The sequence below is a fragment of the Tunturiibacter gelidiferens genome, assembly GCF_013410115.1.
In the GTDB taxonomy this organism is placed as follows: domain Bacteria; phylum Acidobacteriota; class Terriglobia; order Terriglobales; family Acidobacteriaceae; genus Edaphobacter; species Edaphobacter gelidiferens.
The window spans coordinates 716,441-740,841 of the sequence record NZ_JACCCV010000002.1; the positions used below are offsets into that span (position 1 = coordinate 716,441).

Below are 24,401 nucleotides of genomic sequence, written 5' to 3' on the forward strand. Positions count from 1 at the left end.
CCTCTCTTCCCCAAAATGGTGTCGGGTCTACTAAGGGAGCAGTATGCGCTCAGCCTAGGAATCGGGCGCACAACCGAGACTACGAGGGTGCGCGCCGAAGCGTGAGTCTGGTAAGAACCCACGCTTCGGAGTAAAAAGTCATTTTGTGCTAATTTGTGCTAGTCCCCTGCGAAACATGCCATTTTGTGTGTTTTGTGTGTTTTTAGAATCAATAAGTTACGCTGCATCAATGCGAAACAGGGGTTCGACTCCCACCGCCTCCACCATCTCTAAGTAAAACAAAATAAATAATTAGCACCGTAAAATCCGGACAAGCTAGGAACCTGTGGCAAATTTGTACCGTTCAGACTTAACTGATGACGCCATGCTTCCGTCTACGTCCGCCATCGCACCACCCAAAAACAAGCGCGACGCCACCAGCAAACTTCACCTGCATGAAGTGGCTGGTCGGCACCCTCCCCGGGCCGAAACCAAATCCGCAATACTTCTTCTGGAGGGGGACCGGCAATCCGAAATCGGCTGTGCCGATTGGCAGCGGGCCTATCGAAGGCTCTTCGAAGTGGCCGCGCTCAAGAAGCCGGACGGAACTCCGAAGCGCTGCCATCCCCATATGCTCCGCGACACCTTCGCCATCGAATTGCTCCTCGCAGGGGTCCCATCCACCAAGTCTCGGTCCTCCTCGGTCACAAGAGCGTCAAAGATCACGGAAAAGCACTATGCTCCCTGGGTCAAGGCACGACAGGACCAGTTGGAGAAGAGCGTACGGGCCGCATGGCACAGCGGCGATAAAGAGTCTGCCGCGTAACTTGTCGGACGAAGTCGATCCGTGTCGATCGTGGACAAGGGGCTTCGCCACGATCCTGCTCCAACGTTTCACCTCGTGCTCCAGCTGTGCCGTCTTGCAGAGAGGTGCGGTCTTGTAGTGCTGGTTGCCATGGAATGCTGCCACGCGAGTGCAACAGGGGAGTAAGGCGCGGTTTGCCCGTGATCCGGGAGCATCGCGCCAACGCTAATGTGAATCGCGGATCACTTCCCGCAATGTCGACGTATGAGGACTAATCATCGTGTCGATGTGCATTGGCAAGTGCTCACTTGTCGACTGTGACTTGTTTGCTTCAACTCATTCTTCGCGCAGCAGGATCATCGGGTCGACAGCGAGGGCACGCCGAGCGGGAACCAAAGCGGCTACGAGACCTACGCAAAGCATGGTGAGAATGACACCGCCGAGAATGACGGGGTCTTTCGGCGTGGCCTGATACACGATAGACGACAGGACACGGGTTGCCAGTACGCCGAGAGTCATGCCAGCTATCGATCCAATCGTGAGCAGCCGGAAGGTACGTCCGAGCGCTGAACCGAGTAGTTCGTGTTGATCAGCTCCGAGAGCTATGCGGATGCCGAGTTCGCGGAGGCGTTTGCTGACGGTATAAGCGGCCATGCCGAAGATGCCGGTGATGGCAAGCATCGCGCCCAGCAGGCCAAGCGCGCCGAGAGAAACGGTGGCTACGCGAGCGGCGAAGAGTGCGGAATCGAGCTCGCTGTGCCAGGTCCTTATTTCAAGCGGTAGAGCTGGATCGAGGCTGCGCATCGAACGTTGCAGTGCTGGAGCAATCTCCTTCGGGTCACGCTCCGAGCGAACGATGAGCCAAGTGTCGCTGGAAGGGTGCTGGAGGAAGGAAAAGAACATGGCCGGCTTGGGATCTTCGGTCAAGGTTTGATATTTGCCGTCTTCGACCACGCCTACCACTTCCGCCCGGTTACCGCCCCAAAACTTGAAATGGCCACCTACGGCTTTGTCGACGGATCCGAAGACCTTGCGGGCGAATTCTCGATTCACGACGGCCACGATGGGAGCCTTGTCTTCGTCGTGCATGGTAAAAGCTCTGCCGACGAGGAGAGCAGTGCCGGCGGCACGGAAATAGTCGGGCGAGACACTGAAGTTCTGGGCATCGGCTGCAGCGCTCGTCGGGCGAAAATCGGTGGTGGTGTCGGTGTATACGTCGGAATCCCCTCCGCCAATGCTGAGTGGAAGGCGATCGGCATATCCCACAGCAGCGACACCCGGAATCTCAGCGGCGGCATCGAGCATGCGTTTCTCCATCTGTACACGCTTGTCGGCATCATATCCAGCCATCTTCAGATCGGTCTTTACGAGCATCACGTCCTTAGGCTGAATACCGTAGTTGCTTTGTAGCGAACGAGCCAGGCCGCGCACGGCGACGAGCGAAGCGGTGACCAATACGGCGCAAATGGCGATCTGTAAACCTAACAGAACGTCGCGCAGTGTAAAGCGGCGTGACCCGCCGACGCTTGTGGACCCGGAGCGAATGATCTGCCAGGGATCGGAGCGAAGAATCTGGCGGACAGGGACCAAGCCAAAGAACAGCCCACTGAAGACAGCCAGCAGGAAGGCCAGAGCGTAGGTGTTCACATCCGGATTTACCGGTATGTTGATCGGGATATTCGGAATCGGCCGCCATGTGCTGAGAGCGCGCAGGATGACTACAGCTCCCGCCGTGCCACAAAGACCTCCGGCCAGAGAGATCAAAACGCCTTCCGTGATGAGCTGGCGGAAGATGAGCTGGCGACGCGATCCCAGAGCCATGCGCACTGCGATTTCCCGTGAGCGATCCCCTGCGCGCGCCGCGAACAGGCTACCAAGATTGGCGCATGCGGCAAGCAGGATAAGACCTGCGAGGAGCATAAGCCCGAACATAAAAGCGCGCGTGGGTCGACCGAGCGTATTTCCAGCAAGTCCGGGGCGGGACAAGGAGAATTTCAGGCCATCATCGGATTTGGGATAGGTTTTCGCCAGCGAATTTGCAATGGTGTTCAAGTCCGAGGTAGCTGCGGCTGGCGTTACTCCGGGCTTGAGGTGTCCTATCGCCCAGGCGTTATGGTTGCCACGCTCCTCGAGCGAAAACCAATCAGTAATTTGGGGCGAATCGACGATGGGAGCCCAGAGATCGGGCGCGAAGAAGAGTTCGGTGCCGCGGAAGTCCCGCGGAGCAACGCCGATGATGGTGAAGGGATGCTTGTTGATCTGAACAGTGCGGCCCACTGCAGCAGGATCCCCGTTAAAGCTGCTGTGCCAGAGCGCATAGCTCAGAACAATCTCGGGCACGCTGTTCGGCCCATGTTCTTCAGAAGCATGGATAAACCGGCCAAGATAGGGCTGGATGCCGAGGGCATCGAAGTAATTGCCACTTACGGTATAGGGCCAGACTACGGAGGGATTTCCGTGGCCGGTATCGAGCCCAACGCCACCCATGATGTTGTATAGCACCAGCGAGTCGAAGCTGCGGTTCCTATCACGCAGGTCACGGTAATCCGGATAGGACTCCGATGGAGATGAATCTGACCCGTAGGCGCGTTCCAGCATCAACAGCGTCTCAGGGTGCGGCACGTTGAGGGGTCGTAGGATCAACGCATTTAGTACGCTGAACACGATTGCATTGGCACCAATGGCGAGTGCAAGTGTGAGCACGGCGGTCAGGGCGAATCCAGGCGCTTTTCGCAACTGTCGTAGAGCGAGTCGTATATCGGCGTTCATGCTCCCCCCTTACGCATCGTCGTGTATTTCCCTCGGACTCCCGGGGCTTGTATCGGTGTACGCACGTGCTGGGACGGCGGTTCCATTTGATGTTGCCAGTTCCCAGGGACAGCTGGGCAGTGCGCTTTTTGAGCTCTGGTGAGCTTGGTCCGAGGATTAGTAACGAAAAACGCGCTTCTCGTGAGTTGACTTCAGGTTTGTCGGCAAACCGCACCTTACTCCTCTGAGTCCGAACCGGACATCGCCCTAGCTATAACCGCACGCATCCGGCGTGAATGAGACTTTGCACACCTTTGATGATCGCTGAAGGGTGGCAGCATTCCCTTGTACTGAATGGCAGATGTTGGTGGCGAAGAAAGCTGTAGAAGCGCACGGCGGAAAGATTTCCCTTGAAAGTGGTGTTCAGGCCGGGACAACATTTGTCCTCACAATACCGGCTGCTACGGAGGACAGTTAATAATCAATGCGATGGCAAGCTGTTCGAGCAGGAGGACTTCCGCTATGACCCCAGAAGCGATGAGGTTACGCCGATCCACCATCGAGCATCCCTTCGCTACGATGGAGTACCGTATTTTCGGACATCCTCGTCTGCTGATGCGAGGGTTGTCCGGGCAAAGGTGGAAATCGGGCTCGCGGCAATGGCATATGATCTAAAGCGCATCACAAACGTGCTCGGCCCAACCAAATTGACGGAAGCGGTGCACCACGCCTGATGGGCCAGCACATAGCGCCCGCTCCCGAATCCGATGATCGTTAACTGGATCAATCGCATCCCTCCACCATTTCGCGAACTGAGGTCCGTAACAACCTCGACACAGGCCCGCAGAGATTCTCTCTCGCCGTCAAAGTTTTTTTCTTTAGGGGTGTCCACAGGGAATATTTCTCTGTTTTAGAGAGAGCGCTGCGAGATCCTGTAAACAAACGAGCCTGGCTCTCACCCAAAGGACTTCACGGGCGAGAGGCAGACTTCTGGTTGCCAATCACGGCTCGATGGGTGACCAGGCGCTTTCTCGTCTACCTAGAAAGCAATCTGGTCGCGTAGTAGCACTCAGTCTCTTTGACGGAATGTCAGAGAGACGGAAGATTTCAGATTTGTTTGGAACCTGAATTTCCATGACTAATAGTACTGTGGGCGCCAACCGCCGATCAGCGAATCGCCCCGGCTAAATCCCGTATTGAGTAGCCCGGTGGTGCTTGTAAGCTGCGCGCGCTTGAGTATATTGAGATGCCAGGGCAAGATTCGGGGAGGCTGTTCTTTTGTCATCTACTTTGACGCAACGATCACAGATTTCGATGAAAGTCTCCGGCGAGCCGATTTCGCTGCGAGCGGCGAAGATCGCCTGAATGCAGGCGCCGAGACAGCCTGCCTCTTCTTCAAGAGGGACGTGAACGGCTGTGCCGCTGGCATCGGCGAGGAGCTGACGCCATTGCGCGGATCTTGACCCGCCACCGATGAGCAGAATGCGTTTGGCGTGGGTGCCTTCGAGAATAAGATCGAGGCCGTCTAGAATGCCGAAGCTGACTCCCTCGATTGTTGCGCGGATAAAGTTTTCAGGCCCGAAGTTGGATGCGGAGATTCCGATGAGAGCGCCTAGCGCGGAGGGCAGATCGGGGGTACGCTCGCCGTTCAGAAAAGGAATGAAGGTCAATGCGTTTGACCCGGGGCTTGTGGTGGCGAGGGCAAACTCTATATCGGCTACGGTACGGCCAAGGGTGTCTAGAATCTGCGTGACGACGTTGGTTGCGTTCATCGTGCATACGAGCGGAAGCCAGCCGCCGGAAGAGGAACAGAAGGGAGCGATGCCCGGATTCGGTTTAGCCGCGGGCTCGTTGCGAAAGGAGTAGACCGTGGCAGAGGAACCAAGGCTCATGGTGACGACGCCTTCGATAACATTGCCTGTGCCGATGGCTCCCATCATGTTGTCGCCCCCGCCGCTGGCGACGAGACAGGAGTTGGAGATGCCGAGATCGGCGGCTACATCCGACTTTACGGTGCCGATAATCCGCTGCGCGGGAACGAGAGGTGGCAGCGCTCGAAGGAGATGACCGGTGCCGTGATCAATGGAGGCGAGGACCTCGGCGGCCCAGGTGCGATTGCGGACATCGAAGTATCCGGTTCCGGATGCGTCTCCGTACTCCGCGCAGAGATTGCCGGTAAGCCAGAAGTTGAGATACTCGTGGGGAAGAAGAATGTGACGGATTCTGGCGAAGTTTTCTGGTTCCCGCTGCTGCAGCCAGAGCAGCTTTGATACGGTGTAGCCGGTGAGGGGGATGATGCCGAAGCGCTCGAAAAGGGCTTGCGGGCCTCCGAAGCGGGCGATGAGTTCCGCGTTTTGCGTTGCTGTTTCGGTATCGTTCCAGAGCTTGGCGGGACGAATGATCTGCATGTGCTCGTCGAGAACGACAAGGCCGTGCTGCTGGCCGGAGACCGCGAGAGCTTCGATTTGATGGCCAGGAGCCTGTGATATCGCTTGTTTCACTGAGAAACGGAGCGCATCAATCCACCACTTTGGTTCCTGCTCGCGGGTGCCGGAGGGTCGCTGGATGACTTGATGCGTGGCATGTCCTCGACCGTGCGCGATGCCTTGCTCATCGATCAGGAGAGTCTTTGTCCCTTGAGTGCCGCAGTCGATTCCTAGATACATTGATGTGAGTCTCGTGATTATGTGCGTTGCTTGCGGTTTAGTCATTAATCTCGGAGCGCTTGCTTACGTTCGATTTATCTTCGCGCCACGGCGCGATGAACTGTGATAGCCGGAATGACGCTGGAGTGCGATCGCGGCAGCCCCGCGAAGGCGGGCCATCTCTCCTCCCGTTGTGATCTCGAGGCGAGGTGGTAAGCCTGCGAGAATGCCTGAGACTAACTCGTCCTGCACAATGGAGCCGAAAGTCGACCAAGCTGTGGTGAGGGCGCCGGTGATGAGGATGAGTTCGGGAGATAGGGCCGCGGTGACGAGGCGGAGGCCTTGTCCGAGATGCAGGGCCTGCTTCTTTATCGCCTTGATTGCGAGAGAATCACCTTCTTCGGCGAGGTGCATGAGGTTTTGAATGGAAGTGACGTTTGCGTTTGGGTTGAGTTCGGAATAGAAGCGCAGGGCTGCGTCGGATGAAGCGAGCGTCTCCCAGCAACCGCGCTTGCCGCAGCCGCAGAGAGGACCGGCAGGATCGACCGGGATGTGACCGAACTCACCGGCGAGGCCGTTAAGGCCCGAGACGATCTGTCCGTTGGCGAAGATTGCAGTGCCAAGGCCTTCCGAGAGGCTGATGAGAACGGCGTTGCGCGTTTTGTCCATGCGACCGAACCATAGTTCAGAGAGAAGGCAGGCTGTCGCGTCGTTGTCGAGTTCGACCTGAAGGCGAAGCTTTTTCTGAATCGCTCCTTTGATGTCGTAGTCCGCCCATTTGAGATTCGGGGCGTGGATGAGGTGGTTTGTCTTTGGATGAACGCGGCCCGGTACGCTTATTCCGACGCCTTCGAAGGTTTTGTGGGGGAAGCGATCGCGCATGGCCTGCATGGTTTCGATCATTCCCGCGACCGATCGCTCCGGATCAGAGAAGATGCTGATCTCCTCATGGGCAAGCATGCGGCCATTGAGGTCGATAATGGCGAGGATTGCTCTGCGGGGTCGAAGGTCGGCGACCAACATCACGAGGTTGTCGTTGAGCGAGAGCATAGTCGGGCGACGGCCGCGCGGTCTTCGGGCTACAGCACCCTCAACAATCCATGTCTCCTGGAGGAGCTGCTCGACGATATTGGAGACGGTACTTGGCTGCAAGCCAGAGACGCGTGATAGATCAGCACGCGAGATGGGCTGCTTGGAACGAACGATCTCCAATACGATGTCGCGGTTGATGTCGCGAGCGATCTCGCTTGATGCTAGCTCTACATAGGCGAGGTCTACCCGCCTGAATCCTTTGTCGACATGTCCTGTTCTTTCTTTAGCAGACATGGTGCGCTCGCACGAGCTGAGAATTCATCAGTGCTCCATAGCGGGAGAAATGCAGGTCCCGTAAAATTGGCCTATCTCGACTTTGCAGGGATGTGCGTGGCGTTCCCTGAGTTAATACAACCGCAAGAACTATTTCTTCGAGGTTCAGTATAGCGGTGTGCCGTCGCAATTTACAGGGCTAAGTTGAACGATCTCAGGAGAAGGAAAAGAAAACTTGCGAACTCCAAATTCTAGGCGGTCAGAGCGATAATAGGGCTTTGTGGTCGACACATCGTCCATTGACAAATTTGTGGGGGAGTCGATATAGTTCGGGTCGCGAGTAAAATAACGTTCTCGACGTGGCCCCGATGCTGCTGCACCTAACCTTTTGGAAGGCTCTCCGCAGTACATAATGCTTTCTATCGCTTCAAGCTCTTCTATACTCGGCGCCCAGATGACGCGACTGAATCCAGTCGACGTCCTGATCCTGCTGCTCTACTTCGCCCTAGTCATCTTCATTGGGTTTTATGTGAAGGGATCGACGAACACGAGCGAAGAGTTCTTTCTTGCTGGAAGAGAGATGTCTGCCTGGGTGGCTGGGCTGAGCTTCGTATCAGCGAATCTGGGGTCATTGGAGCTAATGGGATGGGCCGGGGCCGCGTATCAATACGGGATGCTGGCGACCCACTGGTATTGGATAGGCGCAATTCCGGCGATGCTGTTCCTCGGCATCGTCATGATGCCGTTCTACTACATCTCGAAGACCCACTCCGTGCCGGGATATCTGCATCTTCGGTTTGGCGAGGGTGCAAGAGCGGTGAGCGCGGTGTCGTTTGCGCTGATGACGATCCTGATGAGCGGGGTCAATATGTACGCCATGGCTGTCGTGATGCAGACGGTGCTTGGCTGGAATCTGATGTTCTCGATCTGGGTGGGCGCGGGGACAGTGGCGTTGTACGTAATGCTCGGCGGCTTACGCTCGGCCATCATCAACGAGGTGCTGCAGTTCGTTTTGATATGGGCGGGGGCCGCGACGATTCCGATTCTAGGGTTGCTTGAGGCGCATGGGTGGACAAACCTGAAGGCGCAGATTGCGGCGAACGTAGGGAGCGCCAACTATACGCACCTGTGGAACACGCTTGGAGGATTCAAGGACAATCCGATGGGCGTGCACTGGACAGGCATCGTGTTTGGCCTAGGGTTTGTCATCAGCTTCGGCTACTGGACGACAGATTTTCTTGTGGTTCAGCGCGTATTGAGTGCGAATAGCCTACGCTCCGCAAAGATGGCACCCGTGATCGGCGCGGCGTTCAAGATGGCAGTTCCGTTGATCGTGATTCTTCCGGGTCTGATTGCACTTGGCCTGCACAATGCGGATGGCTCCATGGTGTTTCACCTGGTTTCCGGCAATGTAGCAAAGGCGACCGGACAGCATAGCTACGACGACGTTCTGCCGTTGATGTTAATTCGCTATTGTGGCCCCGGTCTTTTGGGACTTGGGATCACGGCATTGATCGCGGGCTTTATGAGCGGTATGGCAGGCAATATCAGCGCATTCTCCACTGTTTGGACCTACGACCTCTACGGCGCCTTCATCAATAAAAGAGCTTCGGACAAACACTACGTCGCGATGGGACGATGGTCAACGGTTATCGGAATGCTTGTGTCGATTGCGACAGCGTATCTCGTGATGAATGCAGCATCGATTATGGACTACGTGCAGGCGCTGTTCAGTTTCTTTATCGCGCCGCTCTTTGGCACTGTAATTCTCGGGATGCTCTGGAAGAGGGCGACGAAGGCCGGAGGATTCTGGGGCCTGCTGGCCGGGACCGTGGCTTCAATAGGGATGTTCGTGTGGGTCCGTGTAAACGCAGACGGTCTGCGGTATATCGCGATGAGTTCCGATGCACGTCCCATGGCAGAAAATCTCTACCGCGCGCTGTGGAGTTGGCTTATCTGCGTCGGAGTTACAGTGGTTGTAAGCCTGATGACGAAGCCCATACCGACCGCTCAGCTTGCGGGCCTAGTGTACGGAGTCACTCCGCTGCCTAGCGATGGGGCCGAAAACCTTTGGCAGAAGCCCGCATTCTGGGCGGTTGTGGTGATTGTTGTGTTTTTCATTCTGAATATAGTGTTTTTTTAGAATTGAGCTGCGAGGAGAGACGATGAGAGACAACCGATCGCAAGAGCGGAAATGGCAGACGCGCAGAGCAAGGATCTCCATATGGTTTTTCTGCGGCATCTTGATGCTGGCTGACGGTCTGGTTCTATTAGGCCAAGGCCTCTTTGAGCGGTTCGGGCACGAGCCCGAAACGGTTTTAGCGAATCTACAACCGACGCTCTGGTGGGGCGTTCTTCTGACTCTCTTCGGAGCGTTCTACACTGTGCGGTTCCGGCCTACGGCGCACTCGGTGGATTGAGTTTCTGTGCAGCACACAGCACAAAACACACTTATTTGGGGGATATATGGGTCAATCTATTTTCAGCAACTTTCCGACCGTGCGATATGAGGGAGCCGAGAGCACGTCCGATCTGGCATACCGCTGGTACGATGCGGATCGAACAGTGTTGGGCAAACCACTCCGCGAGCACCTTCGATTTGCGGTGGCATATTGGCACAGTCTTGCAATGAACGGCAGCGATCCGTTTGGCGCTCCAACGATTCATCGTCCATGGATGGGTCGTAGCGACGCGATGCAAGCTGCACAGGACAAGGCAGACGCCGCATTTGATCTATTTCGTGTTCTTGATCTTCCCTTCTACACGTTTCATGACCGCGATGTCACTCCCGAGGGCAGAACCCTAGGTGAGTCAATCGCGAATCTTCACTACATGTCGGATTATCTGTTGAAGAAGATGGAGTCGTCGAAAACTCGACTGTTGTGGGGTACGGCGAACCTATTCACTCATCCGCGATTCATGTCGGGTGCGGCGACTAATCCAGACCCTGAGGTCTTTGCGTACAGTGCGACGACGATCAAGCATTGCATGGATGTGACGAAGAAGTTGGGTGGCGAGAACTATGTATTGTGGGGCGGCCGCGAGGGCTACGAGACGCTGCTGAACACCAGCCTGAAACATGAGTTGGAGCAGATGGGCCGCATGCTTGCGTTGGTGGTCGATTACAAACACAAGATCGGATTCAATGGTCAGATATTGCTTGAACCGAAGCCGAAGGAGCCCACCGCGCATCAATATGACTTTGATGTGGCGACCGTGTACGGGTTCTTAAAGAGGTTCGGGCTTGAGAGCGAAGTGAAAGTGAACCTCGAGGGGAATCATGCGTTGTTGGCGGGTCACACCTTCGAACATGAGATTGCGACCGCCGCTGACCTTGGAATTCTCGGTTCGCTCGATATCAACCGCGGCGATCCGTTGCTTGGTTGGGACACGGACCAATTTCCAGTCGATCTGTACTCGATGACATTGGCGATGTATCACGTGATCCAGGCTGGAGGTCTAGGGCCGGGCGGAATGAACTTCGACGCTAAGGTGCGGAGGCAGTCGATCGATCCCGAGGATCTGCTACATGGGCATATCGGCGGGGTGGATATGTGTGCGCGTGCGTTCCTAATCGCGGCAAAGATCCATGAGGAAGGACGCCTCGCCGAAATTGTTGCAACCCGATATGCCGGCTGGAAGTTACCGGAGAACCAGGCGATGCTTGCAGGCGAGGAGTCGCTGGACACAATCGCTGCCCGAAGCGAAGAGCACAACATTAATCCCCAGCCGCGATCGGGACGGCAGGAGCAGCTAGAAAACCTGATCAACCGTTACCTGTAGCGAGGCAAGGGCCGCATCGGACAGCGAATACCTGTGGGTCCTCGAGTGAAGGAGTTTCCATGATTTTCCGCCGTTGGGTTAAACGATCTGCATTTGCCCTGTTGACTTTGAGTGTCCCTGCTCTTGCTCAGGTTGCGTTGCCCCCTGATGCGCGACGCCCTGCGTTGGGGCTCGGAGCGGCGTGGTATCCCGAGCAGTGGCCCGAGAGCCGATGGGATGCAGACCTCACACTCATGGAACAGGCGCATGTAAATTTTGTACGTGTGGGTGAGTTTGCTTGGAGCACCATCGAGCCTCACGAGGGCGAATTTCATCTGGAGTGGTTGCAGCATGCAGTGCGTGCGGCAGAACGGCATCACATCGCGGTTGTGATGGGCACGCCATCCGCCGCGCCGCCGGCTTGGCTTACGCAGAAGTATCCGGAAACCCTGCGCACCATGGAAAACGGCAGGAAGGATGGGCATGGAAATCGCCAACAGTTCGACTGGAGCGATCCGACGTATCGCGAGCTGAGCCGGAAGGTCGCGGAGAAAATGTCCGAGGCGTTCGGTCATGACGCGAATGTGATCGGTTGGCAAATAGACAACGAATACGCCAACGAGAGCTTCGGAGAAACGACCCAGGCACAATTTCAAAGGTGGCTTCGTGCCAAGTACGGAACACTTGAGAATCTAAATGCGCGGTGGACCACCGCTTATTGGAGCGAGACCTACCAGGATTGGAGCCAGATTCCTATTGAGGAGCATGGTGGGAATCCTGGTCTGATGCTGAACTGGAAAGAGTTCGTCTCCGACACTTGGCGGAGTTATCAGAAGAACCAGTTGGATGCGATTCGCGCGCATGCTGAGCCTCGACAGATGATCACTACGAACATGATGGGATGGTTCGACGCATACGATCACTACACCGTGGCGCAGGATTTGGACTTTGCCTCGTGGGACGATTATGTGGGGACGGGACATCTGGACCCAGTGCGCAATGGGGCGACACACGATTTGACTCGTGGATTTTTGCGCAAGAACTTCTGGGTGATGGAGACGCAGCCGGGCTTTGTGAACTGGCAGACGGACAACAATGCGCTCGATAAGGGCGAGGTTCGGGCTATGGCGTGGAATGCGATTGGCCATGGCTCGGAGGCAGTGGAGTACTGGCAGTGGCGGAGCGCGCTGAACGGACAGGAGCAGTACCACGGTACGCTGGTTGGAGCCGATGGGACGCCCGTCCCGCTATACGGCGAGGTGAAGCAGATTGGGGAAGAGTTCGAGAAGGTCGCTCCAGTGCTGGCTGGAACGACCGTGAGGTCGCAGATTGCGGTGCTGCAGGACTACTCGAGTCGATGGGCTATTAATTGGCAGAGGCACAATAAAGCATTCGATCCGGTCGATGCTCTGTTGAGTTACTACGCTCCGCTGCATAAACTTGCTGGCTCGGTTGACGTGGTTGCGGATACAGCCCCTCTGACGCAGTACAAGCTGGTCGTCGCTCCGGCGTTGAACGTACTGACGCCAGAGGCTGCAAAGAATTTGGAGGCTTACGTTCGTACAGGTGGCAATCTTGTGCTGGGGCAGCGGAGTGCCATGAAGGACGAAGACAACAGTCTATTTCCAGAGCGGCAGCCGGGACCACTCGCCGCAATGCTGGGAGCGAGGGTTGAGCAGTTCTACGCACTGGATCAAACAGTGCCGGTGAGCGGCGTGTGGGGAGATGCGCAGGATACGACCTGGGCCGAACAGCTTGGCGTAACGGATCAGGCTACGCAGGTTCTGATGCGTTACGGAACAAGCAACGGCTGGTTGGACGGACAGCCCGCGGCTGTGACACGCAAAGTTGGGCGGGGAACGATTACATACATTGGCACGGGGCTTGATGCGGCTGCGATGAGACGTGCTGCTGAGTGGATGCTCAAGGAGAGCGACATCGCGACAGTATTGCCTGAGATTCCGGCAGACGTGGATATGGCGATACGGTCGAACGCAAAGACGCGGGTTCTCATTCTGACGAACTATGGATCGGAGATGCGCGTCATCAAGCTGCCACATGCAATGCACGATGTGCTCAAGGGTGGGGACACGACAAGCGTTTCGCTTCCGCGGTTTGGTGTTGTGGTGCTTCAGGAGTCGGCTGGGAGTAAGTAGGAGGATCGCTTTGTCTGGCTTCTCGAAGGCGGAACGATGGGGCGCGCTCACGTTGTTGTTTGGCTTCAGTTCAATGCTTGCAGCCCAGAGCTTCGTGCCTTCCGGTGACCTGATGGTGCGCTTCGGTGCGCCGGCACGCGTCTTCGAGGAGGCTATGCCAACGGGCAATGGACGGCTGGGAGCGACGATGTATGGAGGCGTCTCCGAGGAGCGAGTGGACCTGAATGAGAGTTCAATGTGGTCCGGCTCACCCCACGACTCGGATCGCACAGACGCGGCGAAGGAGCTTCCAGAGATTCGCAGGCTTCTGCTTGCAGGTGACAATGTGGCCGCTGAGACGCTGGTAAATAAGAGCTTTACATCGGCTGATGCGGGGAGCGGCGATCCTCGCTATGGTTCGTACGAGGAGCTGGGAAAGCTACTGCTCTCGTTTGATGGGATGAAGGATGCGAACGCCAGCGCATATCGCAGATGGCTTGATCTCGATGGGGCCGTGGCGACAACGAGTTTTGTTGTAAATGGAGTGCGCTATACACGCGAAGTATTCACAAGCGCCCCGGATCAGGTGATTGTGGTGCACCTGCGGGTGAGCCGATCCCGTTCGCTTTCGTTGCGCGTTCGTCTGGGCAGAGTGGAGCGTTTCCAGACGAAGACCGATGGTAAAGATGGCTTGGTAATGACGGGCGCGCTGGATTCGGGCGCGCACGACGTGGCTGGTCTTCGGTATGCCACCCGTGTGCGAGCGTTCACTCGCGGCGGCACGATAAAACCAGTCGATGGCGATTCTCTTTTGATCTATCGCGCTGACGAGGTTACGCTACTGGTGACCGCGGCAACCAACTATGGAGGTTTCGCAGGCCGTCACAGCCATGACGCCGAGTTCGTCGCTCTGCAGGATATGCGCGCGGCGGCACAGCAGCCTTATAAGTTGTTGCTTGCGCGCCACCAGGCGGATTATCGCAGCTACTTCCGCCGAGTATCGCTTGCGATGGGAGACGGCGACGCAGCGCTGGAACAGAGCACGGCCGCAGACCGCTTAGCCGCGGCTCATTGGGGAGCGAACGATCCTGGGTTGGCGGCGCTCTACTTTCAGTTTGGGCGTTATCTGTTGATTTCGTCGTCTCGTCCGGGTGGCCTGCCGGCAAATCTTCAAGGGCTTTGGGCAGAGGGGATTCATCCTGGATGGAAGGGCGACTGGCACCTGAACGTCAATGTGCAGATGAACTACTGGCCAGCGGAGCCGACGGCGCTAGGAGATCTAACGGATCCGCTGTTCGCTCTTATGGAAGGACTGCAGGTGCCCGGCGGGCATACAGCACGGAGCTACTACGGCGCCGATGGATGGGTCGCGCATGTGATGACGAATGCGTGGGGCTTCACGTCACCCGGAGAAGAGGCTTCGTGGGGTTCGACTATTATCGGTTCGGCGTGGCTGTGCCAGCACATATGGGAGCACTATCTCTACACGGGCGACGCGGAGTTTCTACGACGTATGTATCCCACGATGAAGGGCGCTTCAGAGTTTTATCTGTCGATGCTGGTTCACGAACCGAAGCATGGATGGCTTGTCACCGCGCCCTCCAATTCGCCGGAGAACACTTTTTACATGCCCGATGGACGGAAGGCCAGTGTGTGCATGGGACCTGCGATCGACGAGGAGAATCTGCGTTACCTGTTCGGCGCGACGGCAGAGGCGGAGGCGAAGCTTGGGCTGGACGAGGATCTACGAACGAAGCTGATCCAAACTCAGACGCAGCTTGCTCCTATCCAGATTGGCACCGACGGCCGCGTGATGGAGTGGCTTGAGCCATATCGCGAGGTCGATCCGCATCACCGTCATGTTTCGCATCTGTGGGCCGTGTATCCCGGAGGAGAGATCGATCCTGAAACAACTCCGAAGCTGGCTGAGGCGGCGCGACAGTCGCTGGAGGTAAGAGGTGATGGCGCAACGGGTTGGTCGCTTGCTTATAAAATGTTGCTGTGGGCGCGGCTCGGAGACGGCGACCATGCGTATGCCTTGCTCCGAAACCTGTGGAATCCAGTAGATCCCATTAAGCAGAGCTCGGCGGGAAGCTTTCCGAATTTGTGGGATGCGCATCCGCCGTTCCAAATCGATGGAAACCTTGGAGCAACCGCGGCGATTGCGGGGATGCTGCTGGATAGCCGTCCGAATGAAGTTCGCGTGCTGCCAGCATTGCCCTCCGCGTTGCCCGAGGGGCGAGTCGACGGGCTACGGGCGATGGGAGGAGTGACCGTTGGAGTGACATGGAAGGCTGGGCGAATGACAGAGTTGAGGCTACAGTCAAAGCGCGATGGGGTTGTCAAAGTTCGCTATGGATCGGTTGTTCGCGAGTTGCAGATGAAGGCTGGCGCGAGGAAGGTACTCGACGGGTTGCTGCGAACGGTTGGCTAGAGCGCGTTCGAGTAACCCGTCTCAGAAGGTGCGACTCTAGCTATCGGTTTTCTACCTCCATCACCGAGGCATCGGGCGCGCTCCATGCGTCTGGACCGCTGTGGGTTAGCTTTCCTGTTGCGTTGGACCAGTGAAGATGGGTGAGTTGGAATTGGCCCTTCTCATAGTTGTAGGTGTTGCCATCGTCGCGATAGAGGTCGAAGTCGCCGTCGGCGCCGGGATAGACGCGAACGCGATCGATCTTCTGATCTTCGTTGGTACTTTCAACAGCGCTGCCGAGAGGAATGATAGAACCGGCACGAACGAAGAGGGGAATCGTGTCGATGGGAGCATCGACAGTGATGGCCTGCCCACCATGCACCTTCGCATTCGTCCAGTAGTTGTACCAGTCGGTTCCAGCGGGCAGATAAACCTCCCGTGAAGTACTTCCCTGCTCTGTTACCGGAGCGACCAGCAGAGCAGGTCCGAACATATACTCGTCACCGATGTTGGCAACCTTAGGGTCGCTTCCGAAGTCCATGAACAGTCCGCGCATGAAGGGAGCGCCGGTCTGGTTGGTCATGTGGCCTAGGCTATAGATATACGGCATGAGCTGATAGCGAAGGCGGAGATACTTCACGAGGATTGGTTCGGCCTGCTTGCCGTAGGACCACACCTCATTCTGCGGACGGCTTCCGTGACTGCGGAAGTTGGGCTGAAAGGCCCCGTACTCGAACCAGCGTACGTAGAGTTCGGGATAGTCATCGTAGTGGCCGATGTTTTCGCGGGCGTCAGAGGGGTCGATGAGCGGAGTGTGCAGCGGCGTGTGATGCGAGGGAAGATACTGCCAGCCACCGATGTCGGTGCTCCAGTAGGGTGTACCCGATGCCACGAAGTTGATGCCGGTTGGGACCTGACGCTTCAGGGTGTCCCAATTTCCGCTGATGTCGGATGACCAGAAGATGGCGCCGTTGTGCTGCGCCCCGAGATAGGCGTCGCGAGCGAGGATGAGTGCGCGGGTCGGAAGGTCTTCGCGAAAGCCGTTGTAGAAGGCTGCAGTGTGAAAGAGGGGGTAGGTGTTGAAGAACTGCGTGCCAGGGCCAATGTGGAAGTAACTTCCGCTAGGAGGAAGATCCGGCTCGGTCTCGTCGGCCCAGAAGGCGTCGAAACCTTTGCTAATGTAGTTCTCTTTGACCACGCCCCAGTACCACTTTGCGGCGTCAGGATTGGTGGTGTCGATGTCTGAGCCGGCGCGGTCGTACGGTAAACCATTGGTGGGCGTGTCGTCGGCGAGATGCTCGAACCATCCATTCTTTAGCACAGTATTGTAGTAACGGCCTTGGGAGACAAAGCGGGGCCAGATGCTGATCATGGTGTGGAAGTTCATGGCGTGCAATTCTTTGTTCATCGCCGTGGGGTCTGGCCATTTGGCGGGATCCATGTCCATCTGACCCATGATCGTATAGTGGAACCAGTCGATGACAAGGTCGTCGATCGGGTAGTGACGTTCGCGATATCCGTGCGCCACACCGAGAAGTTCGGCCTGACTCGTGTAGCGCTGCTTACTTTGAATGTATCCGTACGCAGACTTTGGGAGCATAGGGGTTGAGCCGGTGAGCAGACGATAACCGGCGTAGATTTCATCGTAGGTTGCGCCGGCAATGACGAAAAAAGATACTCGCTGGCCGACGTCTGACGTCCAACGCACCTGATCGTTGAATCCGAAGGCAACGGTGGTCGCGGACGGGTTGTCCCAAAGGATGCCGTAACCTTTGTTTGTAACTATGAATGGAACACATACACTTTGGCCCGAGGGTGCGTTGTAATCGTGAGCACAACGAAGTACATGGTTGCGATGGTCGAGGTAACCTTCCTGATTCTGGCCCAGGCCATAGTAGTGCTCGTCCGGAGGAGAAGCGAAGCTGGCGCCCACCTGGAAGAAGGGTGGGTCCGTAGCGCGCCTGTCATAGAGGATGTCGGCGTTACCGTCCTTGTGGTTGGGGACCGACATCTGCCAGCCCTGCATGTGAACGAGGTCCGCATTATCGGGGGTTTTTATGGAGAGGCCGACGCCTGGAGTGGAGCCGTTGAAGAACTTCGCTATGTCGGCTCTGGTTCCGGTGGGAACCCACTTCGGCCCCTGGGGTGAGATCGTGACGACAAGGCGGTTGGAACGCAAGGTGTCACCTGAAGTCTCACTCCCGGCTGTCCATCCCGTAGGAGCTGGCGTCGCTACGATGCCATACCCCGGTGCAGCGAGCGCATCCTCGCGCCGCAGGCTAATGGAGACGCGAACGATATTTGGCGCGTAGGGCTCGACGAGCACCGTGGCGTTATCGCGAGAGAGCGACAGCTGCTGAGCGCGAATCACCGGAGTTGCCAGAAGCGCGCAGAGACAAGAAAGCGGAATGAAGTGGACAGCGGTGCGGAGGTGCCTGGACATAATTTTCTCTTCTTTGTTCAAGTATCTACCAGAGGGGTCCGTACCTAACGGGCGACGTTTAAGGTTTTGCTTAGCTTGATATCGTCCGAGCTGGCGCCGATTCGAAGTTCGATGGGGCCAGGTTCAACAACAAAGGCGTGTTGTGTTTCATTCCAGTAGCCGAGCGACTGTGCGGGTAGGTGAAGAGTGACGGCTTTGGATTCACCAGCGCGAAGGTGCGTGCGTTCGAAGCCTTTTAGTTCTTCGATGGGACGCGACACGGTAGAGTGAGGATAGGCGACGTAGAGTTGGACGACTTCGTCACCCTCTCTCGTGCCTGTGTTGCGTATGTCGGCGGTGACGGTCAAGTCGCCGTTCGGCGCGAGGGTGGATGTGCTGACGTGCAAATTCGAATAGACGAAACTCGTATAGCTCAAGCCGAAGCCGAAGGCATATAGAGGTTTCTGTTTGAGATAGAGGTAAGTACGACCGTGGCGAAGATCGTAGTCCATCATGGGAGGAAGCTGATCGATGGAGCTAACCCATGTCTGAGTTAGACGTCCCGCTGGATTGTAGTCACCAAAGAGCACGTCCGCGAGGGCGTTTCCTTGCTCTTCGCTGTTGTGAGTGATCTGGAGGATGGCTGGTATATGCTCCTGGGTCCAGTTGGTCGTGTAAGGGAAGCTCGTTTGCAGTACAACAACGGTCTTGGGATTGGCGGCGTAGACAGCCTTGACGAGTTCTTCCTGCTCCAACGTGAGACTCTTGCGATCAATCGCTTCTTTGCCCTCGCTCGGCAGTGCGCATTTGAACCATCCAGCGTCGCATGTAGGGTGGTTGCCCACGATCACGATGGCGACATCGGCTTTGGCGGCGAGAGCGGCAGCTTCGTTTACATCATCCCCTTTCGAGAAGGCGACGGATGTGGACGATCCAGCGCGTGTGCGGATTCCAGCGAGCGGCGTGATGACGTAGGGCGGAGTACCGCTGTACCAGTCAAGTGCTACGCGGTCGGCGAGTGGGCCGATGACTGCGATGTTCTTTGCGTTGTCGGGACGAAGAGGAAGGATGTTATTTTCGTTCTTCAAAAGCACGATGGACTCATCGGTGACCTGACGTGCGAGAGCGTGTCGTTCGGGCCAGTTCCATGGATCTCCCTTTACCTGATCGACTACGCCGATTTTGGCGTAAGGAATCTGCTCGGCAGGGTCCAGCATGCCCAGTCGCAGCATGACACGGAAGACGCCGCGGATGTTGGCGTCGATCTCTTGCTCGGTGATGAGGTTCTGTTTGAGGGAGTCCATGACGGGTTGGCGGTAGTCATCAAGAAACTGGTTGATGCCCGCGTGAATCGCGGCAGCGGCAGCCTCAGACATAGTTTTGAAGGCGTGGTGATGGGTGACGAGATTTGTGAGAGCGCCGCCGTCGGTGCAAATGATGCCGTCGAATCCCCATTCCTTGATGACCGCAGAGCGAAGCACAGGATTCTCGATCATCGGCACACCGTTCCAGCCGTTGTAGGCGGTCATCATGGCGTTGGCACCACCTTGTTGGATGGCCATGCGAAACGGCACGGAGTAATACTCACGGAAGAGGCGCTCGTCGAAGTTCGACGAGGAGCCATCGCGACCGTCTTCGTTGCTGTTGGCGAGAAAGTGCTTGAGGAGCGAGGAAGTGAGCCAGACATGAGGATCATCGCCCTGCAGTCCGCGGGTAAAAGCAGCGGCCATTGTTCCGACGAGGAACGGGTCTTCTCCGTAAGATTCTTCACTGCGACCCCAGCGCGGATCGCGGCTGAGGTCAGCATTTGGCGCGCGAACGACCATGCCGCCACGATGGTATTTCCCGTACGCATAACGAGTCTCGTAACCTTCAGCAGCAGCAGCCTTCTGAATGAGTGCGGGATCCCAGGTCTGGCCGAGTCCGCGCGACTGAGGAAACTGAGTCGTGGGAATGACGGGAAGATTCTTACCCTCCCACCCGGCAGGACCTCCAAGGGCGAGCCCGTGCAGGCCTTCTACGTGTTGGGTGCCGACGACTCCTAGCCTGGGAATGGTTGGGTTCGTGCTGAGTGCTTGCACCTTCTCCTCGAGCGTCATGTGCGAGAGCAGATCGGTGATGCGTTCCTCGACGGGGAGATGGGTGTCTTGAAAACGATAGCTCTGCTGCGCCGGTAGAAGCTGCGAGAAGGAGACGACAGCGAGCGTAGACGCGATGTAGATGGATCGGTTGAACCTATACATGACAGCGATACTCCCTATCGTTCGGCGTGACTTGCAGAGTGATACAGACGGAACATAAGACAGGCTCTACCGCCAGGGCAGGTGGCGGCAGAGCTCGTCCAATTGCACAATTGGAGAACAACTCCGCTAGAAGTTGTACTTGATTGCGAGCAATAGGGTGCGTTGTGTGTACTTCGCGTCGGTGATGCCACGGTCGACATTAGAGACCTGAGACGCGAAGGAACTGTTATTCGGAGTTTGAAGCTTTAGTGTCACCAGATCCGAGGTGCTGTAGCCAGGCAGCGGATGATTGAGGAAGTTGAACGCCGATCCACGAATCTGCAGGGCCTGATGCTCAGTGACGTGGAAACTCTTGTAAATGCCGAGATCGGAGTCGAAGTAGGACGGGCCGCTGAGATACGGGGCCTGACGGTCTCCCACCTGCCCGATCTGTGGCGCGGTGAAGCAATCGAGGTTGACGTGCTGATTGTGCTTAAGGCCAGCGGTTGGATTGCAGATGGTGACCGGGAGCACACTGTTGAATGGCGTTCCGTAGAAAGTGGATGAGCCTACGGTGTGGCCAAGCGTGGTGTTCTCGATGGTCAAGCCGAGGTTCTGGCTTGTGTTTGCCTGCAGATTTCCACCTGACTGCCAGGTAGTGGTGCCGGAGAGCGTCCACCCGTTCACAAATCCACCCGCCAGGAGATGACCGTGAATGGGCGAGCCGAGATCGAACGCATAGGAAGTGTTAACGACGTGGGGACGGTCGATGTTCAGGACGCCGTAATTGCCCGCGACGTTGAAGGCATCGACCGAGGTCGATGAGTTGCCGACGCCGCCGACGATTCCCAGCGACTTTGAGTAGGTGTAGTTGACATTGAAAGTTGCACGGCCCGTCTGGCGAAGCAGACTGACCTGGGCTCCGTTATAGTTCGCATAACCCGAGTGGGTGTTGACCGAGATTGCGTTGGTGCCGTAGCCCTTGTAGTAGGGGAAATAGTCCGCGATGTTGGGAACGTTCTCAGGATCAACCGGAGCAGGTGCGCCGGTGACGGGATCTGGTTTGAAAAGTCCGCCGACCGGAACCTTGTTCTGGTTGACGAAGCTGGTGCCGCCTACACCGGAGCCGCCGCTCTGTCCACCCATGAGGATGTTCTGAGTTTGATTGCCGACATAGGCGACCTCCAGCAGCATATTGCGCGGGATGCGCTGCGAGATGGTCAGGTTGTAGGCATAGGTTACGCCCACCTTGTCGTCGGCCTGGTCGGTAGCGTAAACGCTCGAAGGCAGTGAACCAAGCGACGCCGAGTTTGAACCGAGGGCTGCAATCTCCTTGAGGGTGATTGCTTGGTTATTGCTGGAGTTGTACGTCTTGACCCCGAGTGATGTCTGGAGCGGACCAGCATAGTCGTTGTACTGATCGTTCCAGCGATAGGCCGCCCAGCCGCCGCGCACAACAGTCTCACCGTTGCCTCTAACGTCATAGGCTAATCCGAGGCGAGGCTCGAAGAAGATCGTCTGTACTGGAGATCCTCCGTTAGGGACGGCCCCATCGATAGCATGCCAATAGACACCAGGATAGATCTTGCCTGTGCTGACGTCGGCAGCGTAGCGATTGGGCTCCCACACTGCAAGACCCGTACCTGTGTTGTCCTGCCATCGACCGAGGTGTTCGAGGCGAAGTCCGAGGTTGAGCGTCAGGTGGCGGGTCGTCTTCCAGTTATCCAGGAAATAGCCGGCACCGGTGGTATAGGCCATGTCGTCGGTGGGATTACTATTATTCTGCGTATAGCCGCTGGTGATGCCCATCAGAAAGTTTGCCAGCGGATTGACCGTGCCTATGGTCAGGCCGGTGACCTGATCGGTCTTTGCCCCACTTGCAAACGAGAGCGACCCGTTGGGAGAGCCGTAGGTCTCCTGCTTATTACCTGACCGGCTCCAGTAGCCACCCATCTTAAAAGTATGTGTTCTGTAGACGAACGTGACGTCATCGGCCACAGACGGGGCCTTCTTGTTGGTGTTGTAGACTCCGCCATTTCCAAACAGGTCTGGTTGTGAAATGTCGGGTAACGTACGGGCTCCCGGCGAGTTAATTGACGGCACAAGCTCGGAGGCGTTGTTGTAAACGGTGCCGTAGGGATAGCCGAGGGTAGAGATATCCATCGCCTTCAGGTTGCTGGCGGAGAACGGATTGTCCAGCCAGCCCACGGCGACGCGTAATTCGTTGGTCGCCGCGGAGTTAAACACATGAATGTAGCTGCCGCTCAACACGTGAGAGTGAACGGCGCTTACGAGCGGACCACCAGGATAGGCGACGGCATTGGAAGGGGTGTAATAGATATGCGCCAGGCTGGTCTCGGAGTCGCTGCCATATTGGTAGCTCACAAACAACTTGTTTTTGTCGCTGAGATTGTAGTCCACGCGGCCGCGGTAGATATATCCATTGTGGACGTTGGTCGTCTGCAGAAAGTAGTTGTAACCGCTGCCGTTGCTCGAGGGATTCGTATTGGGCTGGGGAAAGAGCTTCAGTAACGCCAGCGCACCTGGATCGAGATACTGCGTAGGAATCTGCGTGCCGCTCAGCTTTGTTCCATCCGGAGCGTATCCGCCGTTCAGTGACTGACAGAAATCGTTTCCTGTGCTCGTAGCGCAGAGTGCTGCGTTGTCCGGATCGCTGAGGCTGAAGTTGCCGGCGCGCATGGCCGGGGTCGGCACATAGGAGGTTAAGGGTGAGGCTGCTGGGAGTGTCTGACGAAAATCTTCGAACCCAGCCCAGAAAAGCAGTTTGCGGCTGTAATTGAAGTTGGTGTGAGGAATCAGGATGGGGCCGCCCACGCTGCCGCCCGGATAGTAGTAAGAGGCTTCCGGCCGTGCGGTTGGAGTTGTGCTGTGCTTGTCTTGCCAGGTATTGGCGTTCAGCACACTGTTACGCGCGTAGAAATACCCCTGACCGTGGAACTCTGACGAACCGGAGCGGCTGATCACGTTGATGACGACGGGGCCCTGGGCCGCATCGGCGCCGAAGTTGGAGGTCTGAACCTTAACCTCCTGGGTCATATCCGGGTTCACAGTTGCGATCGACCAGCAGGCACAGCCGGGATCGATGATGCTCGCGCCGTCCAACAGATAGGCTGTGCCTCCGCGATAGGGAGCACCATTGGTGTTAAGGCCTACTCCAACCGCAGAGCCTGAAGACCCGTTATCGCTGAAGTCGAAGCCAGGGCCGTTGCCCGTGCCACTCGCGGTTGTCGTGGTTCCAGGGAGAATTTTTAGTAATTCAGAGAGGTTGCGGCTCTCAATAGGAAGCCTCTCTATGTCCCTGGCGGTCAATAGCGCCGAGCGCTCGCCGGAGTCCTGGGGGGCGATCTCGTTGGCAGCGCTCTCTACAGTGACCGTGTCTGTACTGCCACCGACAGTGAGGCTGAGGTTGTTGAGATTGCGAACGTCTCCCGGGTCGACCGTCACATTATCCTGACGGAATCCGCGGAAACCAGGCGCCGCAATCTGCACCGTGTAGGTCCCTGGGATAACACCAGCGAAGGTGAAATAGCCGGAGGCGTTGGAAGTCACGTTGCGCTTGTCTCTGCTTGCCGTGTTGGTGAGGCTGACCGTGGCTCCCGGGATGACGGCGCCGGTCGTATCGACGACGTTGCCCGAGAGACTGGCAGTAGTCTGCGCCTGCAGATGTGTAGCTGTGCCGAGCAAGCTGACGGTCAGGAATAGGAGTAAAGCGAGTCTCCTTTTGAGTTGAAGGTTAGACATTGTGTAAAGCATGGTGCGGCCTCTTTCACTTGATTTTTTTGTGACCCGAACTAATTGTTGTTGGGTAGCTCTCTGTCAGGGAATAGATTTAGTCTTGTACGAAATCGAAATGAGCATAGTACACGCAAACAAAAACAGTCAACTATGAAATTAAAAAGATGAAAAACCGCTCTTTTGTCGGTTTTCGAGGGATCAAGGAGCTT

General features: G+C 56.7%; 11 protein-coding genes. 4 read left to right on the forward strand and 7 right to left on the reverse strand.

Going from position 1 to position 24,401, the window contains the following annotated elements:
• Positions 1-349 precede the first annotated feature (349 nt).
• The 4 genes from HDF12_RS15055 to HDF12_RS15070 all read right to left on the reverse strand — a co-directional run bounded on the left by HDF12_RS15055 (position 350) and on the right by HDF12_RS15070 (position 7,503).
• Entirely contained in the window at positions 350-604 is a 255-nt protein-coding gene (locus tag HDF12_RS15055; protein ID WP_179584672.1) for a hypothetical protein, read from the reverse strand.
• 516 nt (positions 605-1,120) lie between these two features.
• Complete coding sequence (locus HDF12_RS15060; RefSeq protein WP_179584674.1) at positions 1,121-3,553, reverse strand: ABC transporter permease; 2,433 nt, start codon at positions 3,551-3,553, stop codon at positions 1,121-1,123.
• 1,163 nt (positions 3,554-4,716) lie between these two features.
• Positions 4,717-6,198: a xylulokinase gene (gene xylB, locus HDF12_RS15065; protein ID WP_179584676.1), complete on the reverse strand. Its 1,482-nt coding sequence runs from the start codon at positions 6,196-6,198 to the stop codon at positions 4,717-4,719.
• A gap of 63 nt (positions 6,199-6,261) precedes the next feature.
• Positions 6,262-7,503, reverse strand: a complete 1,242-nt coding sequence (locus HDF12_RS15070; protein WP_179584678.1) for an ROK family transcriptional regulator — start codon at positions 7,501-7,503, stop codon at positions 6,262-6,264.
• Between the two features lie 433 nt (positions 7,504-7,936).
• On the opposite strand from HDF12_RS15070, the gene HDF12_RS15075 reads away from it, so the two are divergent.
• The 4 genes from HDF12_RS15075 (at position 7,937) to HDF12_RS15090 (ending at position 15,813) form a co-directional block, all read left to right on the forward strand.
• The gene (locus HDF12_RS15075) at positions 7,937-9,625 is read left to right on the forward strand and encodes a sodium:solute symporter family protein (RefSeq protein WP_257025684.1); all 1,689 of its coding nucleotides are present in this window, start codon (positions 7,937-7,939) and stop codon (positions 9,623-9,625) included.
• A gap of 323 nt (positions 9,626-9,948) precedes the next feature.
• Positions 9,949-11,265 carry a xylose isomerase gene (gene xylA, locus HDF12_RS15080; RefSeq protein WP_179584682.1) on the forward strand — a complete coding sequence of 439 codons (1,317 nt, stop codon included), beginning with the start codon at positions 9,949-9,951 and terminating at the stop codon, positions 11,263-11,265.
• Between the two features lie 59 nt (positions 11,266-11,324).
• Positions 11,325-13,400 (forward strand): beta-galactosidase, encoded by a 2,076-nt coding sequence (locus tag HDF12_RS15085; protein ID WP_179584684.1) that lies wholly within the window; start codon positions 11,325-11,327, stop codon positions 13,398-13,400.
• 10 nt (positions 13,401-13,410) lie between these two features.
• Positions 13,411-15,813, forward strand: a complete 2,403-nt coding sequence (locus tag HDF12_RS15090; protein ID WP_179584686.1) for a glycoside hydrolase family 95 protein — start codon at positions 13,411-13,413, stop codon at positions 15,811-15,813.
• Between the two features lie 40 nt (positions 15,814-15,853).
• Here the strand turns inward: HDF12_RS15090 and HDF12_RS15095 are convergent, their stop codons facing one another.
• The 3 genes from HDF12_RS15095 to HDF12_RS15105 form a co-directional block, all read right to left on the reverse strand.
• The gene (locus HDF12_RS15095) at positions 15,854-18,235 is read right to left on the reverse strand and encodes a glycoside hydrolase family 31 protein (RefSeq protein ID WP_179584689.1); all 2,382 of its coding nucleotides are present in this window, start codon (positions 18,233-18,235) and stop codon (positions 15,854-15,856) included.
• Between the two features lie 44 nt (positions 18,236-18,279).
• Positions 18,280-20,457 (reverse strand): glycoside hydrolase family 3 C-terminal domain-containing protein, encoded by a 2,178-nt coding sequence (locus HDF12_RS15100; protein ID WP_179584691.1) that lies wholly within the window; start codon positions 20,455-20,457, stop codon positions 18,280-18,282.
• 126 nt (positions 20,458-20,583) lie between these two features.
• Positions 20,584-24,210, reverse strand: a complete 3,627-nt coding sequence (locus HDF12_RS15105; RefSeq protein WP_257025685.1) for a TonB-dependent receptor — start codon at positions 24,208-24,210, stop codon at positions 20,584-20,586.
• Positions 24,211-24,401: the final 191 nt, after the last annotated feature.

Excerpts from the sequence above, each read along its gene's own strand:
- HDF12_RS15070 (WP_179584678.1), bottom strand. The coding sequence starts at position 7,503 with ATGTCTGCTAAAGAAAGAACAGGACATGTCGACAAAGGATTCAGGCGG.
- HDF12_RS15055 (WP_179584672.1), bottom strand. The coding sequence starts at position 604 with ATGGCAGCGCTTCGGAGTTCCGTCCGGCTTCTTGAGCGCGGCCACTTC.
- HDF12_RS15085 (WP_179584684.1), top strand. The coding sequence starts at position 11,325 with ATGATTTTCCGCCGTTGGGTTAAACGATCTGCATTTGCCCTGTTGACT.
- xylB (WP_179584676.1), bottom strand. The coding sequence starts at position 6,198 with ATGTATCTAGGAATCGACTGCGGCACTCAAGGGACAAAGACTCTCCTG.
- HDF12_RS15105 (WP_257025685.1), bottom strand. The coding sequence starts at position 24,210 with ATGCTTTACACAATGTCTAACCTTCAACTCAAAAGGAGACTCGCTTTA.
- HDF12_RS15095 (WP_179584689.1), bottom strand. The coding sequence starts at position 18,235 with ATGTCCAGGCACCTCCGCACCGCTGTCCACTTCATTCCGCTTTCTTGT.
- HDF12_RS15060 (WP_179584674.1), bottom strand. The coding sequence starts at position 3,553 with ATGAACGCCGATATACGACTCGCTCTACGACAGTTGCGAAAAGCGCCT.
- HDF12_RS15100 (WP_179584691.1), bottom strand. The coding sequence starts at position 20,457 with ATGTATAGGTTCAACCGATCCATCTACATCGCGTCTACGCTCGCTGTC.
- xylA (WP_179584682.1), top strand. The coding sequence starts at position 9,949 with ATGGGTCAATCTATTTTCAGCAACTTTCCGACCGTGCGATATGAGGGA.
- HDF12_RS15075 (WP_257025684.1), top strand. The coding sequence starts at position 7,937 with ATGACGCGACTGAATCCAGTCGACGTCCTGATCCTGCTGCTCTACTTC.